Annotated in this window: 15 protein-coding genes; 9 read left to right on the forward strand and 6 right to left on the reverse strand. The window is 62.9% G+C overall.

The features are described from left to right. Positions 1-102: 102 nt before the first annotated feature. Positions 103-1,941 carry a M3 family oligoendopeptidase gene (locus AC0L3H_RS10990; protein WP_473585459.1) on the reverse strand — a complete coding sequence of 613 codons (1,839 nt, stop codon included), beginning with the start codon at positions 1,939-1,941 and terminating at the stop codon, positions 103-105. Between the two features lie 191 nt (positions 1,942-2,132). Here AC0L3H_RS10990 and AC0L3H_RS10995 point away from each other — a divergent pair, with 191 nt between their 5' ends. Both AC0L3H_RS10995 and mepK read left to right on the forward strand, forming a co-directional pair. Beyond that, the gene (locus AC0L3H_RS10995; RefSeq protein ID WP_473585460.1) at positions 2,133-3,662 is read left to right on the forward strand and encodes a sigma-54-dependent transcriptional regulator; all 1,530 of its coding nucleotides are present in this window, start codon (positions 2,133-2,135) and stop codon (positions 3,660-3,662) included. 374 nt (positions 3,663-4,036) lie between these two features. Next, the gene (gene mepK / locus AC0L3H_RS11000) at positions 4,037-5,923 is read left to right on the forward strand and encodes a peptidoglycan L,D-endopeptidase MepK (RefSeq protein WP_473585461.1); all 1,887 of its coding nucleotides are present in this window, start codon (positions 4,037-4,039) and stop codon (positions 5,921-5,923) included. A 274-nt stretch (positions 5,924-6,197) separates the two neighbouring features. Here the strand turns inward: mepK and AC0L3H_RS11005 are convergent, their stop codons facing one another. Beyond that, positions 6,198-6,353 carry a GIY-YIG nuclease family protein gene (locus AC0L3H_RS11005; protein WP_473519121.1) on the reverse strand — a complete coding sequence of 52 codons (156 nt, stop codon included), beginning with the start codon at positions 6,351-6,353 and terminating at the stop codon, positions 6,198-6,200. A 233-nt stretch (positions 6,354-6,586) separates the two neighbouring features. After that, positions 6,587-7,225, reverse strand: a complete 639-nt coding sequence (locus AC0L3H_RS11010; RefSeq protein ID WP_128173755.1) for a 2-dehydro-3-deoxy-phosphogluconate aldolase — start codon at positions 7,223-7,225, stop codon at positions 6,587-6,589. 191 nt (positions 7,226-7,416) lie between these two features. Between AC0L3H_RS11010 and trhO the strand changes: the two genes are divergently transcribed. The 3 genes from trhO to AC0L3H_RS11025 all read left to right on the forward strand — a co-directional run bounded on the left by trhO (position 7,417) and on the right by AC0L3H_RS11025 (position 10,374). Beyond that, positions 7,417-8,340, forward strand: a complete 924-nt coding sequence (gene trhO / locus AC0L3H_RS11015) for an oxygen-dependent tRNA uridine(34) hydroxylase TrhO (protein ID WP_473585462.1) — start codon at positions 7,417-7,419, stop codon at positions 8,338-8,340. A 247-nt stretch (positions 8,341-8,587) separates the two neighbouring features. Then, positions 8,588-9,340, forward strand: a complete 753-nt coding sequence (locus AC0L3H_RS11020; protein WP_473585463.1) for a tellurite resistance TerB family protein — start codon at positions 8,588-8,590, stop codon at positions 9,338-9,340. Between the two features lie 278 nt (positions 9,341-9,618). After that, positions 9,619-10,374, forward strand: a complete 756-nt coding sequence (locus tag AC0L3H_RS11025) for an SDR family oxidoreductase (RefSeq protein WP_473491083.1) — start codon at positions 9,619-9,621, stop codon at positions 10,372-10,374. Between the two features lie 182 nt (positions 10,375-10,556). On the opposite strand, the gene AC0L3H_RS11030 is transcribed toward AC0L3H_RS11025, so the two are convergent. Both AC0L3H_RS11030 and AC0L3H_RS11035 read right to left on the reverse strand, forming a co-directional pair. Then, positions 10,557-10,937 (reverse strand): YciI family protein, encoded by a 381-nt coding sequence (locus tag AC0L3H_RS11030; RefSeq protein WP_023798044.1) that lies wholly within the window; start codon positions 10,935-10,937, stop codon positions 10,557-10,559. Between the two features lie 34 nt (positions 10,938-10,971). Next, the gene (locus AC0L3H_RS11035) at positions 10,972-12,156 is read right to left on the reverse strand and encodes a pyridoxal phosphate-dependent aminotransferase (RefSeq protein ID WP_473585464.1); all 1,185 of its coding nucleotides are present in this window, start codon (positions 12,154-12,156) and stop codon (positions 10,972-10,974) included. Positions 12,157-12,239: 83 nt separating this feature from the next. On the opposite strand from AC0L3H_RS11035, the gene AC0L3H_RS11040 reads away from it, so the two are divergent. The 4 genes from AC0L3H_RS11040 (at position 12,240) to denD (ending at position 15,263) form a co-directional block, all read left to right on the forward strand. After that, complete coding sequence (locus tag AC0L3H_RS11040) at positions 12,240-12,926, forward strand: GNAT family N-acetyltransferase (RefSeq protein ID WP_473585465.1); 687 nt, start codon at positions 12,240-12,242, stop codon at positions 12,924-12,926. 128 nt (positions 12,927-13,054) lie between these two features. Then, positions 13,055-14,020, forward strand: coding sequence for a cation diffusion facilitator family transporter (locus AC0L3H_RS11045; RefSeq protein WP_473585466.1), 966 nt, complete (start codon positions 13,055-13,057; stop codon positions 14,018-14,020). Between the two features lie 63 nt (positions 14,021-14,083). Next, positions 14,084-14,290: a hypothetical protein gene (locus AC0L3H_RS11050; protein ID WP_027153224.1), complete on the forward strand. Its 207-nt coding sequence runs from the start codon at positions 14,084-14,086 to the stop codon at positions 14,288-14,290. A gap of 1 nt (position 14,291) precedes the next feature. Next, positions 14,292-15,263, forward strand: coding sequence for a D-erythronate dehydrogenase (gene denD / locus AC0L3H_RS11055; protein ID WP_473585467.1), 972 nt, complete (start codon positions 14,292-14,294; stop codon positions 15,261-15,263). A gap of 169 nt (positions 15,264-15,432) precedes the next feature. Here the strand turns inward: denD and AC0L3H_RS11060 are convergent, their stop codons facing one another. Beyond that, entirely contained in the window at positions 15,433-16,578 is a 1,146-nt protein-coding gene (locus AC0L3H_RS11060; RefSeq protein WP_473585468.1) for a nickel/cobalt transporter, read from the reverse strand. Between the last annotated feature and the right edge of the window lie 3 nt (positions 16,579-16,581).

Below are 16,581 nucleotides of genomic sequence, written 5' to 3' on the forward strand. Positions count from 1 at the left end.
GGAGAGTTATTTAAGAACAGGTATTTAGCGCAAGAATAGAATGGCCTCAATATGCACTGCGGCTAAACTGTTCTGTCGAACCTGGCTGTTCAGCGCTGTGCGTCAATTGTCCAAAGCTTCGAGCTCGTCGATCAGCCCGCCGATCACGCCAAGTCCGATCTGCCAGAAAGCAGGATCGGTGGCATCAAGACCGAAGGGAGCCAGGAGCTCGGAATGATGCTTGGTGCCGCCGGCGCGCAGCATGGCAAAATATTTGTCCTGAAAGCCACGCTCTGCATTCTGATAGACCGCATAGAGCGAATTCACCAGGCAGTCGCCGAACGCATAGGCGTAGACGTAGAAAGGCGAATGGATGAAGTGTGGAATATAGCTCCAGAAGACCTCGTAACCCTCGCGCAGCTTGATCGCCGGCCCGAGGCTTTCCGCCTGCACCTCCAGCCAGAACTGGCCGAGTCTGTCCGATGTCAACTCGCCGTTTTTGCGCTCGGCATGCACCTTGCGCTCGAACTCGTAGAAAGCGATCTGGCGCACGACCGTGTTGATCATGTCCTCGACTTTCTGGGCAAGCATGGCCTTGCGCTCGCGCTTGTCGGTGGTCTGGTCCAGCAGCGAGCGGAACGTCAGCATCTCGCCGAAGACGGACGCCGTCTCGGCCAGTGTCAGCGGCGTCGAGGCCATCAGCGCGCCCTGGCTTGCGGCGAGCACCTGATGCACGCCGTGGCCAAGCTCATGCGCCAGCGTCATCACGTCGCGCGGCTTGCCCATGTAGTTGAGCAGGACATAGGGATGCGCCGACGGCACGGTCGGATGCGCGAAGGCGCCCGGCGACTTGCCAGGCCTTACCGGCGCGTCGATCCAGTTGCGGTCGAAGAAAACCCGGGCAATCTCCGCCATGTCAGGTGAAAAGCGCTGATAGGCGGAAAGCACCGTGTTCTTGGCCTCGTCCCAGCCGATGATCGCTTGCGGGGTTTCCGGCAACGGCGCGTTGCGGTCCCAGTGGCTCATCACTTCCATGCCGAGCCAGCGCGCCTTCATCGCGTAGTAGCGGTGTGATAGGCGCGGGTAAGCGTCACGAACGGCTGAGGCCAGCGCATCCACCACGCTGCGCTCGACGCGGTTGGCGAGATGACGCGAATCGGCGATGTCGGCGAAGCCGCGCCAGCGGTCGGAAATCTCCTTGTCCTTGGCCAGCGTGTTGGTGATCAGCGTGAACGTGCGCAGATTCTTGCGGAAGGTTGCGGCCAGCGCTTCAGAAGCCCGGCGGCGCACCTCGCCATCGGCGTGCTGGAGGCGGTTCAGCGCCGGCTCCAGGGTCAGCTCTTCGCCATCGATGTCGAAGCGCAGATCGGTCATCGTCTCGTCGAACAAGCGGTTCCAGGCGCCGCGTCCGGTAATCGACTTCTCGTGGAGAAGCTGCTCGACCCGGTCTTCGAGCTGGTAGGGTTTGTCCATGCGCAGATCAAGCACCCACGGCCGGTAGTGAGCGAAGGCAGGATCGGCAGCAAGCGCGGTTTCGATCGCGGCATCGTCGACAAGATTCAGTTCGAGCGCGAAAAACAGAAGATGCGCGCTGGCGTCGGTCATCTTCTCCTGAATGTCGCCATAGAGCTTGGCGCGCTGCGGATCCGCGGTGTTGCCGGCGTAGATCAGTCCGGCATAGGAGACGATCCGGCCAATCAGTTCCTCCAGCGCCTCATAGGCGGCAAGCGCCTCGCCCAGCCTGCCGCTGTCGGCACGCTCCGCCTCGGCGGCGAGCGTGCCTTTCCAGCGTCTCTCGAAGCTGATGGCATCAGCGAGCGCCTTGGCGATGTCGCGTTTCAGCTCGGGGGCGTCCATGCCCGAATAGAGATCGGCGAGATCCCATTCCGGCAGATCACCAAGCTCCGCCGCGCCCTGACCGGACGCCGCCGCCGCAAGCTGCCGACTAAAAACCATGCTCATTGCCGACACTTTCCAGTTTGTCAAAGGGCCAAAGAATCAAGGGGATGAGAAAGCCGGTCAAATCCTAAGCAATTCGTTCACCGGGTTTTTTGAAATCTTATTTAGAACCCTGTGCCAGGATGATCCATAGGGTTCCCCATTGGGTGGGCACAGTGGGGTGGGCATATTGGGCGAGCATCGTTGAACCAGTCATGACAGGTTCCATACTCATAGTCGATGACGATCCCGTGCAGCGCAGGCTGCTTGAGGCGGCGGTGACGAAATTCGGCCACAGCGCGATCATCACGGATGGCGGCGAGGCCGGTCTCGATGCGCTCGACGGGCCCAAAGCGCGCGACGTGTCGGTGGTTATCCTCGACCTCGTCATGCCGGGCCTCGACGGCATCGGCGTGCTGAAGGCGATGCGTGAGCGCGGCATCCAGGTTCCGGTCATCGTGCAAACCGCCCAGGGTGGCATCGAAACCGTCGTTTCGGCCATGCGTCACGGTGCTTTCGATTTCGTCGTCAAGCCGGCATCTCCCGACAGGCTGCAGGCATCGATCGGCAACGCGCTCAAAGTCGAGGCGGTCGAGGGGGAAGTGAAGCGCACGTCGCGGCGGCGCGGCGGCCATCTGACCTTCAAGGACATGATCACGCACAGCCCGGCGATGGACCGGGTGATCCGTCTCGGCCAGAAGGCGGCCGCGTCCAACATCCCGATTCTTATCGAAGGCGAATCCGGGGTCGGCAAGGAGCTGGTGGCGCGCGCCATCCAGGGCAGCGGCGATCGCCGTTCAAAACCGTTCGTCACCGTCAATTGCGGCGCCATCCCCGACAATCTGGTCGAATCGATCCTGTTCGGCCACGAGAAGGGCTCGTTCACCGGCGCCACCGAAAAACACACCGGCAAGTTCGTCGAGGCGCATTCGGGCACGCTCTTCCTCGACGAGATCGGCGACCTGCCGCTCGACGTGCAGGTCAAGCTGCTGCGCGCCGTGCAGGACGGTGAGGTCGATCCGGTCGGCGGGCGTTCGACCGTCAGGGTCGACATCAGGCTGATCTCGGCGACACACCGCAATCTTCTGCAGCAGGTCAAGGACGGCAAGTTCCGCGAGGATCTGTTCTACCGCCTGAACGTGTATCCGATCTTCGTGCCGCCGCTGCGCGACCGTCGCGACGACATTCCGTATTTGGTCGAGCATTTTCTGGACAAGGTCGCGCCCAGCGGTCCACGTCATCGCCTGCACGGCATTTCAGCTGCGGCGCTCGCCATGCTGCAGGCCTACGACTGGCCGGGAAACATCCGCCAGCTGGAAAACGCCGTCTTCCGGGCCTCAGTGCTTTGTGAAGGCGATGTGCTGACCGAGGAGGAGTTTCCGCAGATCCGGGCGCAGGTCGAGGGCACCGTCAACCTCGATGCGCATGACTGGTTGCCCGCGTTGCCTTTGGTCACCGAGCCGCTGGGCGAGGGCGCCAATAATGGCATCGCTGTGACAGAGCTCGATCCGCCTGCCAGGCAGCAGCCCCGCTTCGGCACGCTGCGGGCGCTGGACGAACGCGGCAATGTGCGGGAGCTGGCCGATGTCGAACTCGAAATGATCAAGCTCGCCATCGACCATTATAACGGCCAGATGAGCGAAGTTGCCCGCCGTCTCGGCATCGGCCGCTCGACGCTTTACAGGAAGCTCAAGGAATATGGCATCGATCCGGAAACGGGCCGTATCGACCGGCTTGCTTCCTGACAGGCAACCCGGACCAGCTTGCCAACCTGGCATCAGGACAATCGACAGTCGCGAATCGGGCGTGACGCGGTCGGGCGACGCGCTTGCGGCAGTATTCACGCATTGAGGCGTCTGGTAACAGATCGTGTTCAGGCAAAGCCAGAAACATGATCTAAACCAGCAGTTTACCAAGAAACCCCGTGCAATATTTTTGACGGGATATCGCCACGGTGTTACCGCATTTCGGCTTCAATAAGCGATGATTAACCATTAGGATCGATATTCGGATGTGAACACCACCGCATCCGTTGGTCAAATCCGGGGACAAACGGCAGCCTGCAAGGCCTTTTGATTTGAACAAAGTCGAACGACACACAAACGGGCGGCACTATCACATGAGCGCCTGGCCGAGATGGCTGGCAGCGGTGATTCTCGCCTTTGGCTTCCTTACAGCGGCTGCGACCGGCGCCAGCGCCCAGACACGTTCGCTGAAACTCTACAACCTGCACACCAAAGAGAAGGCGGAGATCGTCTTCAAGCGCGGCGGCCGCTACGATCAGGCGGGTCTGAAAAAGATCAACGTCATCCTGCGCGACTGGCGCCGCAACGAGCCGACCAAGATGGATCCGCGCCTGCTCGACTTGGTCTGGGAGGCTTATAGGCAGAGCGGCGCCCGCGACTATATCCAGGTCGTGTGCGGTTATCGCTCGTCGTCGACGAACTCGATGCTGCGCAGCCGCAGCAGGGGCGTTGCCAAGAAAAGCCAGCATACGCTCGGCAAGGCCATGGACTTCTACATTCCCGGGGTGCCGCTGAAGAAACTGCGCGACATCGGTCTGCGGATGCAGGGTGGCGGCGTCGGGTATTATCCGAGGTCCGGCTCGCCCTTTGTCCACATGGATGTCGGCAATGTGCGGCACTGGCCTGGCATCAGCCGCCAGGAACTGGCGCGCGTGTTCCCCAACGGCAAGACGCTGCATGTGCCGAGCGACGGCAAGCCGTTGCCCGGCTATTCACAGGCGCTCGCCTCGTACAAGGCGCGCAAGGGCGCCGGCGCTCCCGCCATCGAACTGGCCAGCGCAGGTGGCGGTGCCAAAAGATCCGGCGGTCTGCTGGCGGCTTTCTTCGGCGGCGGTGAAGACGAGGCCGATGACAGCGCCGATGTGGTGGCCGCGCCAACGCCGAAGTCAACCAATGTGAAGGCGGCGAGCGTGAAGCTGGCGAACGCCAAGCCGGCGCCGGCCGCCAGGAACAGCAAGCTTCCGGGCATTGCCATCGTGTCGCCTGAGGATGCGAAGCGCGCCGAGATTCCGCAAATCGCCGATGCGCCTGCTCCGGAACCGGAGGAGGACACGCCGGAAACGATCATCGCGGCGCTGCCGGCGCGCAGCGTGCCGCTGCCCGATTTCGCCCCGCGTCCGAAGGCCGATGTCGCTCAGCCGCCCGAAAACGTTCCGTTCGGCGTGGCGGATGCCACCGCCACCACCGAACAGGCGGTGACGACCGCGCAAGCGCCGGCGAGCGCTCCCTTCGGCATGGACCAACCGTCCGTTGTCGCCGATGCTGCGCAGGTTGCCGCCAACAACATTCCGTTGCCGACCTGGCGCCCCAATCACTCGTTGCCGGCCGACCTTGCAGCGGCCGACCTTGCACCGCAGGACAAGGCTGTGCTTCTGGCGCTGGCGGATACCGCCGGGCACGGCAAGACCGCTACCGATGTGTTCTCGGTGCTGCCGTCGGCTCGGCCCGATCTGGCCCAGCCCGAATTGGCCCAACCTGACCAGGTCCAGTCTGCCGCAGTCCAGTCTGACGCGGTCAAAGCCGTCCTCGAACGGGTCAGCGCAACCGACGAATACCAGGTCGCTTCGCTCTCCCAGCCAAGCGCGGTCCTCGGTGAGCTGGCGAAGGGCAATGCCGCATCGCCGCGTGAGGCTGTCTTTGCTCGCCCGGCTGGCTCCGATCCGGCCGCGGCGATCGGCACGGGTGTGAAGACCACCCGCAAGGCAGCCAGGGCAACCGCCCGTGACCTGAAGCCTGGTCCCAAGTCCGTGGTAGTCGCCGCAGAGCCGACGGCGGCGCGCTGGGCGTTGAACAGCGGCGAGAATGTCGCCACCGTCTCCAGCGCGACGACGGCGCAGCGCTACGCCTACAATATCGTGCACACGCCCCCAACCGAAGTCTATACCGTGGGCTTCCAGGCGGACGATCAGTTGGCCGATGCCAACCGGTTCACCGGCAATGCCGTCAAGTTCCTGTCGGTCGCCCGCTTCAGGACCGAGTAGCGGATCGACCAACCAATAAAAAAGCCGCGCCGGTAACCCGCGCGGCTTTTTTTATGCATGTCTAGGATTGGCCGAACCATCCTTCCACTTCGTCATCCCAGGGCGAAGCAAGGAGCGAAGCGACGCGGCGCAGACCCTGGGATCCATGCCGTTACGCCAGCCGAAGAATGCAACGGTTCAGAACCGAACGCTGCCACTCCGTTCCGCGAAAGCTCAAACCATTCTGGATTGGTCTTCTCGATCAGCTCGATCTTCCAGTGGCGCGCCCAACGCTTCAGCGATTTTTCGCGCTGGATGGCGTCACGACCAGGCGCCGCACGCCGTAGCGGCTGGTGAAGCGCGAGCCTTCGCCGGATTTGTGCTCCGGCATGCGGCGGCCGAGATCGTTGGTGACGCCGATGTAGATCGTGCCTGGAAGGGTAACTGCCACCGTTGCGGATGCAGGCGCCGTTCTGGGCCGTTGCATTCTTCGGCTGATGTCAGGGAATGGATCCCAGGGTCTGCGCCGCGTCGCTTCGCTCCTTGCTTGCCCTGGGATGACGAAGACGTGGTGGCTTATGGCTAATCGCAAAGCCTCGAGATTGGCAGGAGGAGATCGGTCGGCGGGAACCATCACGCCTCCTTCAGGCTTAGTCAAAGAACCAAATCCTCTGTGCAGACGAACTATCGCCCGAGCTTGCTCGCGGCGCGCGCCAGGGCTTCGATTTCGTCCCATTTGCCGGCCTTGACCAAATCGTCCGGCGCCACCCAGGAGCCGCCGACGCAGATGACGTTGGGCAGGCTCAGATAGTCGCTGGCGTTCTTGTCGGTGATGCCGCCGGTCGGGCAGAATTGGACATCGGCGAGCGGCGAGGCGAATGCCTTGAGCGAGGCGATGCCGCCCGACTGTTCTGCCGGGAAGAATTTCAGGAAGCGCAGGCCTGCCTCGCGGGCGGCCATGATCTCACCGGGCGTGATGGCGCCGGGCAGCAACGGAACGTCGCTGTCCTTCGCCACCGCCAGAAGCTCGCGGGTGATGCCGGGGCTGACGATGAACTTCGATCCGGCTGCCGCCGCCTCGTCGAACTGGCGGGCGTCCAGAATGGTGCCGGCGCCGACGATGGCGTCCTCGACCTCGCTTGCCACGAGCCGGATCGCCTTGAGCGCATCAGCGGTCCGCAGCGTGATCTCGATCGCCGGCAGGCCGCCGCGCGCCAGCGCGCGCGCCAGCGGCACGGCATCAGCGAGATTGGCGATCTTGAGCACCGGGATAACCGGTTGGCCGTTGAGGAGCGACAGGAGCTTTTCGGTCTTGCTGGGCATTTGTCGTCTCTCCGGTATTGATCCGTACAATCGGGTAGCAGAAGGCCGGTTTTCTGTCCACGGAGCGAAGCGTGTCGCTATGTCACGCGCTGCCGGCAAGTCCGTCAGACCGGCCGTCAAGGCCACCAAGGAGAGGCTGCTCCGCGCGCCGGCCTTGAATCGGCTTTCATGAGCGTTTAGTGGCTTCGGCGATGACACTGCCCAATCAACCCCTGCGCGTTGCCGCGCTCTACAGGTTTGCCCGGCTCGACGACTTTGAGGCGTTGCGCACGCCGCTCGCCGCCTTTTGCTGCGGACGCGGTATCAAGGGCACGCTGCTGCTGGCGCATGAGGGCATCAACGGCACGGTCGCCGGCAGCGAAGCTGACATTGCCGCGCTCATCGATCATCTCGAATCCATCGAAGGTCTCGCCGGTCTCGAGGTCAAGTACAGCAGCGCCGCGCAGATGCCGTTTCACCGCATGAAGGTGCGGCTGAAGCGCGAGATCGTCACCATGGGTGTTGGGGATCTCGATCCGGCGGCAAGCGCCGGCACCTACGTCGCACCGGCCGACTGGAACGCGCTGATATCGGATGTGGACACGATCGTCATCGACACGCGCAACGCATACGAGGTATCGATCGGCACGTTCAAGGGAGCGGTCGACCCCGCGACAACGAGCTTTCGCGAATTCCCGACCTGGGTCGAGCAGCATCGGGCCGAACTCGTCGGCCGCAAGGTGGCCATGTTCTGCACCGGCGGCATACGCTGCGAGAAGGCAACGGCCTATGTGAAGTCGCTCGGCTTCGAGGATGTGTTCCATCTCAAGGGCGGTATCCTGAAATATCTCGAAGAGGTGCCCGCCGAGCAAAGCCTCTGGCAGGGCGAGTGCTTCGTCTTCGACGAACGCGTCTCGGTGTCGCACGGCCTGGTCGAGGGTGAGGCCGAACTTTGCCGCGCCTGCCGGCATCCGCTGACCGGGCGGGACCTGCTGTCGTCGAAATACGCCGCCGGCATCTCATGCCCGCATTGCTACGATGCCCGTTCCGACGAGGATCGCGCCCGCTACGCCGAGCGTCAACGCCAGGTCGAGCTGGCGCAAGCGCAAGGCAGGGCTCCGCACATCGGACGTTAAAGCGACGTGCGTCCGCTTGGACGCACAAAGTACGCTCTAACATTTTGAATCCATAAATCGTGCCTTCCGAAAATCGATTCCGATCTTCGGCCCAACGCGTTGGACAAGGCAGATCCTGAGATCATCTCTTGTGTGCCATCACCGGCAAAGCGCCCATCCGTCATTGTAATGTCCATATGCGGGGCCTACCTGTTCAACGTCCGAAAACCTGCCCGGCGCTTTCGGCCGGCCAATTCTGGAGGCACTGATGTTCGATCCCAAGAAGCTCCTCAACGATCTGCTCGGCTCGCAAATTCCCGGAACCGGGTCGACCGTGCGCGACAAAGGGGGTCAGGCGGTGCAGATGGCCAAGGACAATCCGCTGGCCGCTGGCGCGCTGGCCGCGGTGCTGCTCGGAACCGGCGCTGGCCGTCAGGTCGCCGGCACGGCGGTGAAGCTCGGCGGCCTGGCCGTGGTCGGCGGCCTCGCCTACAAGGCCTACCAGAACTACAAGAACGGCAAGGCGCCGGCTGAAACGCAAGTTGCCGGTGAACCGGAATTGCTGCCGCCGCCCGCCGACACCAGCTTTCATCCCTCGCAAGCGCCGCAAGGCGAGGACGAATTCACGCTGACGCTGGTGCGCGCGATGATTTCGGCGGCGAAGGCCGACGGCCATATCGATGATGACGAACGGCAAAAGATCGCCGGCAAGCTCAGTCTCGCGGGCATCGACTCCGACGCGGAGAAATTCCTGTTGTCGGAATTGGAAAGGCCGCTCGACCTGGATACGCTGGTCGCCGGCGCCCAAACCGACGCCCAGAAGCTCGAGCTCTACACCGCCTCGCGCCTCGCCATCGATCCGAATACACGTGCCGAACGCGGCTATCTCGATCTGCTCGCCGGCCGCCTCAGCTTGCCCGATGCACTGCTCGACCATGTCGAGGCGACGGTGTCGGCGGCAAAAGTGCCGGCGCCAGAGGTGTCGGGATCGGGCAAGGCAACCGCCAATTCGCGCTGGTAGGCTTCAGGGCCGCGGAGAGCGGCAATCCGGCGTGCTTTCGCGTTAATGTCTCGTTTACCCAGGAAGCGCATGATTTTAAGCAGTCGGATCGGCTTTCCTCCTCCCAGCCGGTTCAGATCAGGGCGGCCGCCAATGGCCGCCCTTTTTGTCGCAGCCGGTTAGCGCATGAGCCGAAATCGGAATCGATTTTTGGAAGCGATCACGCGCAAATTCAAAATTGCTCAAAATCATGGTGCTATAGCGTCCTTGCGGGCATGCGGCGCTATAGGAGGACAGTTATGACAGACTACAAAACAGCCATCGTCACTGGCGCCGGCACCGGCATCGGCAAAGCCGTCGCCACGGCGCTGCTCAGGGCCGGCTGGAATACGGTGTTCTGCGGACGCCGCAAGCCGGTGCTGAACAAGGCAATCGCTGATGCCGGATCGACACAAGCCAAGGCGCTGGCGGTCGCCTGCGACATCAGCAAGGCCGACCAGGTCGACGATCTGTTCGAGACGGTGGCGGCGGCTTTCGGTCGTGTCGACCTGCTCTTCAACAATGCCGGCACGGGCTACAAGTCGACATTGATCGACGAGATCCCCGTCGAGGTGTGGGACGAAATTGTCGGGGTCAATCTCACCGGCTCGTTCCTGTGCGCCCGCGCCGCCTTCGGCGCCATGCGCAGGCAACAGCCGATGGGCGGCCGCATCATCAACAACGGCTCGGTGTCTGCCTACGCACCGCGTCCGGGTTCAGTGCCCTACACCGCGACCAAGCACGCCATTACCGGGCTGACCAAGACGCTGGCCCTGGACGGCCGGCCTTATGACATCGCCTGCGGCCAGATCGACATCGGCAACGCCTTGACCGACATGGCGCAGGCGATGACGGTCGGAGTACCGCAAGCCAATGGCTCCATCGCCGCCGAAGCGGTGATGGATGTCCAGCAGGTTGCCAATGCCGTCCTCCATATGGCCAGCCTGCCGCTCGACGCCAACGTGCTGTTCATGACCGTGATGGCGACGAAGATGCCGTATGTCGGGCGAGGGTGAGCGGCCGGTTCGCGTCAGCGAATTCATCGTGCCAGTGGCACGATGAAAGGCCGGCGAACGCCGGGCGGACGGCGTTCAATTTTGGCTAATGCATGTCGCGCAAAAGTGCGCAGCGGTTTTGCGATAACGACATGCATAAAACAAGAACTAAAGCGCGTCGCATCCTTCAAACGCGATGCGCTTTAGGACTGCGTCACCGAAAGCGGCACGCCCGGAAGATACAACGAAATAGGGCGGATTTCGTAGACGGCCGTCGGATTGACACGGCGAAAGTCGCGCGCGATCGCGATCGCGGCGTCGCGCGTGGCGCAGTCGACGACGTATAGTCCCAACAATTGCTCCTTGGTCTCGGCGAAGGGTCCGTCAATGACCATTCCGGCGCCCGGCCCGCGCAAGGTGCACGCGTCTTGGGTCGCCCCGAGCCGCGCCGCCGGGCCGAGGCTGCCATCCCGGTAAAGCCGTTCGTGGATATTGAGCAGGTCGGCCATCAGCGCCGCGTCCTCCTCCGGCGTCAGCGCCGTGATCACTTCTTCCACGTGATAGGCAAGGATGGCATAGAACATCTGACATCTCCTTTCGTCGGTCGCGTACCCGCCCTCACTTGCCCAGAAACGCCTTGATCCGTTCCAGCGCGCGCAGGATGTTCTCTTCGGAATTGGCGTAGGACAGCCTGATATAGCCTTCACCGAGAACGCCGAAATCAGGTCCGCCGATCAGCGCCACGCCGGCATCCTCAAGCAAAGCCGAGGCGAGTTTCTTGGCCTTCCAACCAGTTTTTGAGACATTAGGGAAGGCATAGAAAGCGCCTTTCGGCGTGATGCAGGAAACGCCTGGTAAGGCGTTCAAGCCTTCGACCACGACGTTCCTGCGGCGGTCGAAGGCGCGCATCATCTTGTCGACGTCGTCCTGCGGACCGTCGATGGCCGCAATGCCGGCATACTGGCTCGGCGCATTGACGCAGGACCAGCAATTGACCGCCAGCTTGCGCACCTTGTCGTAGAGGTGGGCGCCCTTGTCGCCGTTCGGCCAGATCGACCAGCCCATGCGCCAGCCGGTCATCGCCCAGGTCTTCGACCAGCCGTTGAGCACGATCAGTCGGTCGCGGATTTCGGGGAAATTGAGCAGCGAGAAGTGCGTCTCGCCGTCATAGGTCATCACGTCGTAGATCTCGTCGGAGAGGATGGCGACGTTCGGGTGCGCTTCCAGCCCCTTGACCAGCTTCTCGATCTCGGCGCGCGGGGTGACCCCGCCGGTCGGGTTGGCCGGCGAGTTGAGGATGAGCAGCCTGGTCTTCGGCGTGATCAGCGCCAGCGTCTCCTGCGCCGAGAAGGCAAAGCCGTTCTCCTCGCGCATCGGCACCGGTATCGGAGCAGCACCGGTGAACTCGATCATCGAGCGATAGATGGGAAAGCCGGGATCGGGATAGAGGATCTCGGCGCCCGGTTCGCCGAACATCAGGATAGTGGCGAACATGGTCGGCTTGCCGCCGGGCAGGATCATCACCGCCTCGGGCGACACCTCGACGCCGGTTGTGGTCAGCGTGCGGCGCACCACCGCTTCGCGTGTCGCCAGCAGGCCGTTGGCCGGGGTATAGCCGTGGTGGCCGTCACGCAGCGCCTTGATCGCGGCCTCGACGATGTGCTGCGGCGTCTTGAAGTCGGGCTGGCCGATGCCGAGATTGACGATATCGCGGCCCTGATGGGCGAGCGCGGTGGCACGAGCCAGCACCGCAAAGGCGTTTTCCTCGCCGAGACGATTGAAGGCCGAAATCGTGTGGAGCATTTTTCCCGTCCCTGTGGTTCTTTCACCGAGCGAGCGTTTTTGTGAGCGTCCTTTCGCAAAAGTCAAACAGATTGGAGCTTTGGGTGTCGGAAAATCTCAAGAATTGGCAACCGCGCCCGCGGCCGGAGCGCAAGGTGCTGGAGGGGCGCACTGTCAGGCTTGAGCCGCTGAGTTCCGAAAACCATGGCGACGGCCTGTTCGAGGCGTCGTCGGTGCCTGATGTCGACGGCCGCTTCGCTTGGCTGCCCGATTATCCGCCGCAGACCCGCGCCGCCTTCCAGCCGTGGCTGGACAAGGCCGAAGCCAGCGAGGACCCACTGTTCTTCACCGTCATCGACAAGGCCAGCGGCAAGGTCGCCGGACGCCAGACGCTGATGCGCATCGACCCTGCCTATGGCGTGATCGAGATCGGCAACATCTATTGGGGTCCGCTGATCTCGCGCAAGCCGGCGGCGACGGAAGCGCAATTCCTGTTCATGAAATACATCTTCGACGAGCTTGGCTATCGCCGCTACGAATGGAAATGCAACAACCGCAACGAGCCGTCGAAGCGCGCGGCGGAGCGTTTCGGCTTCAAGTTCGAGGGCATTTTCCGCCAGCATCTTGTGGTCAAGGGCGAAAACCGCGATACCGCGTGGTACTCGATCATTGACAAGGAGTGGCCGGCACTGCGCAGAGCCTATGAGGCATGGCTCGATCCGGGCAATTTCGACGGCGACCGCCAGCAGAAGCGACGGCTCGAGGATTTCCGCGCCGAGTTCGGCGCCTGACCATGATCCAGGACCACGATCCCGAAAAGTGAAGGCCGAGTTTTCGGGCAAAGATCATGGTCAAACAAGAACACAGAGCCTCCCTCCCGATTCTGCTGGGATGGATCAGCTCTGACAGGAGTTCGCAGATGGCGCATGGTTCGCAAGGGCATGGTCACAGCCACGGCGCCGGTCATGTGCACGGCTCGACCGACAAGAAACGCGTGCTGATCGCCGCCTGCCTGACCGCCGGCTTCATGATCGTAGAGGCGCTTGGTGGTCTCTTGACGGGATCGCTGGCGCTGCTGGCGGATGCCGGCCACATGCTTGCCGACAGTATCGCGCTCGGCCTTGCCTGGTATGCTTTTCATCTGGCTGGCCGGCCGGCCACCGTTCGCCTCACCTACGGTTTCGGCCGGGTCAAGACGCTGGTCGCCTATACCAACGGCATCGCCATCTTCGCCATTGCGCTCTGGATCATCTATGAGGCCTGGGAACGCCTGCTGACGCCTGCGCCCGTGCTCGGCGGGCCGATGCTGGTCGTTGCGATCGCCGGCCTGCTGGTCAATATCGGCTGCTTCTTCGTGCTGCATGGCGGCGACCGCGACAGCCTGAACATGCGCGGCGCTATCCTGCATGTGCTCGGCGATCTGCTTGGCTCGGCGGCGGCGATCATCGCTGCGCTGATAATCCTGGCGACCGGCTGGACGCCTATCGATCCGATCCTGTCCGTCCTTGTCTCGCTGCTGATCCTGTCCACCGCCTGGTCGCTGATGCGTGAAGCGGCCCATGTCCTGCTCGAAGGCGTGCCGGCGAGCCTCGATCGCGACCTGATCGCCAGGGACATAGAAGGGACGGTGAACGGCGTGCGCGAGGTGCATCACATGCATGTCTGGTCGCTTGACGGGTCAAGCAACATGGCGACCTTGCATGCTTGCCTCAACGATGGCGTCGATGCCCACAAAGCGGTCAGCGCCATCAAGACGCGGCTCGCCGCGCATGGCATTGCCCACGCCACCGTAGAACCGGAATTCGGCCATTGCGCCGATGATAAGCACGATGGCGAGCACGACCACGCGCATGATGCGCCTCCGCATCATCGCCACTATCACTGATCCCAGGAGTTCCAAGGCATTGGTAACGAAGTTGATGAATCCCCGCCGTGTCAGGGCCGCGTGATGGATCGTGACACGCGCAATGCGGCGATCGGCGCACTCTGGGTGCTGCTGCTGTTCGGCATCGCCGCCTACTATTTGCCAACCGTGATGCTGGCGGTCGGCCGCGTGTCGACCATTCTTGCCGCTATTATTGCCGCTGTCTTCATGGTGGCCATTTTCGTCGTGTTTTGGTTGCGTGGCCGCAGCCAGCGCAAAAAGGATCATTGATATGCGTGTTTTGATTACCGGCGCGGCAGGCATGGTCGGCCGCAAGCTCGTCGCCCGGCTGGCGAAGGATGGAACGCTCAGCGGCCGGAAGGTCGCCGCGCTCGACCTTCACGACATCGTGCCGCCGCAGGCGCCGACACTGGATGGCGTCGACGTCACCATCCATACAGGCGATCTCGCCGCGGCGAGCGCGATGGAACGGCTGGTCGCGTCGCGCCCAGACGTGATCTTTCATCTCGCCGGCGTCGTGTCGGGCGAGGCGGAGGCCAATTTCGATCTCGGCTATCGCGTCAATCTCGACGGCACAAGGGCGCTGTTCGATGCCGTAAGACTGGCGGGGTTTGCGCCGCGCGTCGTCTTCACGTCGTCGATCGCCGTGTTCGGCGCACCGTTTCCGGACATTATATCAGACGAATTCCACCCGACGCCGTTGACCTCCTACGGCACGCAGAAGCTGATGGGCGAAGCATTGCTCGCCGATTATACGCGGCGCGGCTTTTTCGATGGCATCGGCATCAGGCTGCCGACCATCTGCGTCAGGCCGGGCAAGCCCAACAAGGCGGCTTCAGGCTTTTTCTCCGGCATCATCCGCGAGCCGTTGAGCGGCCAGGAAGCAATATTGCCGGTGCCGCGCTCCGTCGTGCACACCCACGCCAGCCCGCGCTCGGCGGTGAATTTTCTGATCCACGCAGCAGCGATCGATGGCGACGCCGTCGGGCCGCGCCGCAATCTGACGATGCCCGGCGTCGCCGTCACGGTCGGCGAGCAGATCGAGGCCCTGGAACGCATTGCCGGCGCCAAGGCGGTGAAACTGATCCGCGAGGAGCCCGACGATACGATCTGGGCGATCGTCAAGGGCTGGCCGACACGGTTCGAGGCGCGGCGGTCGAGGGAGCTTGGCTTTGCCGCCGAAACCAGCTTCGACGACATCATCCGCGCCCATATAGAGGACGAGTTGGGCGGGAAGTTCTAACTTGCGTTGATATTCAGGTCATGGTGGGCTGCCGCCTTCCGGCACTACGCCAATTGTCGACCTCGGCGCTGCCCCTCGCCTGCCTGCCGGCATCCTCTCCCCGTTTTTTACGGGGAGAGGGTAAGGGTGAGGGGCAGCGCCGACGCCCGGTAAGGGTGAAGGGACTGCTTCATCCGCCAGCCGTCAGGCTCGCCGACAACAACAGTAACCCAAACAAAAAGACGAAGGCTGCGCCGCCGATCTCGACGATTGAATGGATGCGGTTGCCCATGCGGCCGTCGCCAGCGAAATACACCGCCCAGTTCTTGGCCGTCACCGCCAGCGTCGCCAGGATCGAGACGGTGATCGCGGTGCCGAGTGCCATCGCCAGCACCGACAGGATGCCGCCGAACCACAGCCCGTTGAGCATGGCAAAGCTCAGCACGATCAGCGCGCCCGAACACGGCCGGATACCGACCGCGGCCACCGCAGACCAGGCAGTGCGCCAGTCGAAGCGGTCGCCGGAAAGCAGCGCCGGGTCGGGCGCGTGTGAATGTCCGCACGTCTCGCAGACTTCGCCCGCCGCATGGTGATGGTGCCCGCCATGGTCATCGTGTCCGCCATGGTCATGGTGATGGTCGTGTGCGCCATGATCCTGGTTATCGTGGCCGTCATGGCCATGTGCGTGAAGCGCATGCACCGAATGCGCATGTGCAGGATGGCCCGTTTGCGAATGGCCGGCGTGGGCCGCCGAAAGACTATAGGCAGGGTTCGCACCGAACAGGCGAAGGATGGCAGGGCCGGCCTTGCGCCACAAAAGCCAGGCGCCGAACAGGGTGACAAAGACAAAACTCGTGACTTCGAGGAACCATGCCGCGTCGGTCATCGATATGGTGGTGCCGCGCAGGACGAAGTAGGCGAGCATCATCACCAGGATCGCCGTCACCGCCTGCAACAGGGCCGAGACGAAGGACAGCATGATGCCGCGCCTGAGCGCGACTTCGTTCGCGACCATGTAGGATGAGATCACCGCCTTACCGTGACCGGGGCCGGCGGCATGGAAAATACCGTAGGCGAAGGACAGGCCGATAAGCAGCCACAGTTTGCTGCCGTCCTCACGCATCGCCTTCATCGCACCGGCAAGCGCGCGGTAGAATTCCTGCTGACGCAGATTGATCCACATTAGGATCTGGGCGAACGGGCCGGTGGTGGGAGCCATCCCGTCATTGGTGCCGATGCCGAGCGAGCTCTGGGCGTGGGCTGAGCCGAGGATGTGCGTCATGACAAGGGCGGCGGCCAAAAGGCCGAAAGCCAAACGCAGGGACGATTTCGTCACCGG

It is taken from the genome of Mesorhizobium sp. WSM4816 (genome assembly GCF_055811535.1).

Coding starts and splice junctions, on each gene's coding strand:
- AC0L3H_RS10990 (WP_473585459.1), bottom strand. CDS start 1,941: ATGAGCATGGTTTTTAGTCGGCAGCTTGCGGCGGCGGCGTCCGGTCAG.
- AC0L3H_RS10995 (WP_473585460.1), top strand. CDS start 2,133: ATGACAGGTTCCATACTCATAGTCGATGACGATCCCGTGCAGCGCAGG.
- mepK (WP_473585461.1), top strand. CDS start 4,037: ATGAGCGCCTGGCCGAGATGGCTGGCAGCGGTGATTCTCGCCTTTGGC.
- AC0L3H_RS11010 (WP_128173755.1), bottom strand. CDS start 7,225: ATGCCCAGCAAGACCGAAAAGCTCCTGTCGCTCCTCAACGGCCAACCG.
- trhO (WP_473585462.1), top strand. CDS start 7,417: ATGACACTGCCCAATCAACCCCTGCGCGTTGCCGCGCTCTACAGGTTT.
- AC0L3H_RS11020 (WP_473585463.1), top strand. CDS start 8,588: ATGTTCGATCCCAAGAAGCTCCTCAACGATCTGCTCGGCTCGCAAATT.
- AC0L3H_RS11025 (WP_473491083.1), top strand. CDS start 9,619: ATGACAGACTACAAAACAGCCATCGTCACTGGCGCCGGCACCGGCATC.
- AC0L3H_RS11030 (WP_023798044.1), bottom strand. CDS start 10,937: ATGTTCTATGCCATCCTTGCCTATCACGTGGAAGAAGTGATCACGGCG.
- AC0L3H_RS11035 (WP_473585464.1), bottom strand. CDS start 12,156: ATGCTCCACACGATTTCGGCCTTCAATCGTCTCGGCGAGGAAAACGCC.
- AC0L3H_RS11045 (WP_473585466.1), top strand. CDS start 13,055: ATGGCGCATGGTTCGCAAGGGCATGGTCACAGCCACGGCGCCGGTCAT.
- AC0L3H_RS11050 (WP_027153224.1), top strand. CDS start 14,084: ATGGATCGTGACACGCGCAATGCGGCGATCGGCGCACTCTGGGTGCTG.
- denD (WP_473585467.1), top strand. CDS start 14,292: ATGCGTGTTTTGATTACCGGCGCGGCAGGCATGGTCGGCCGCAAGCTC.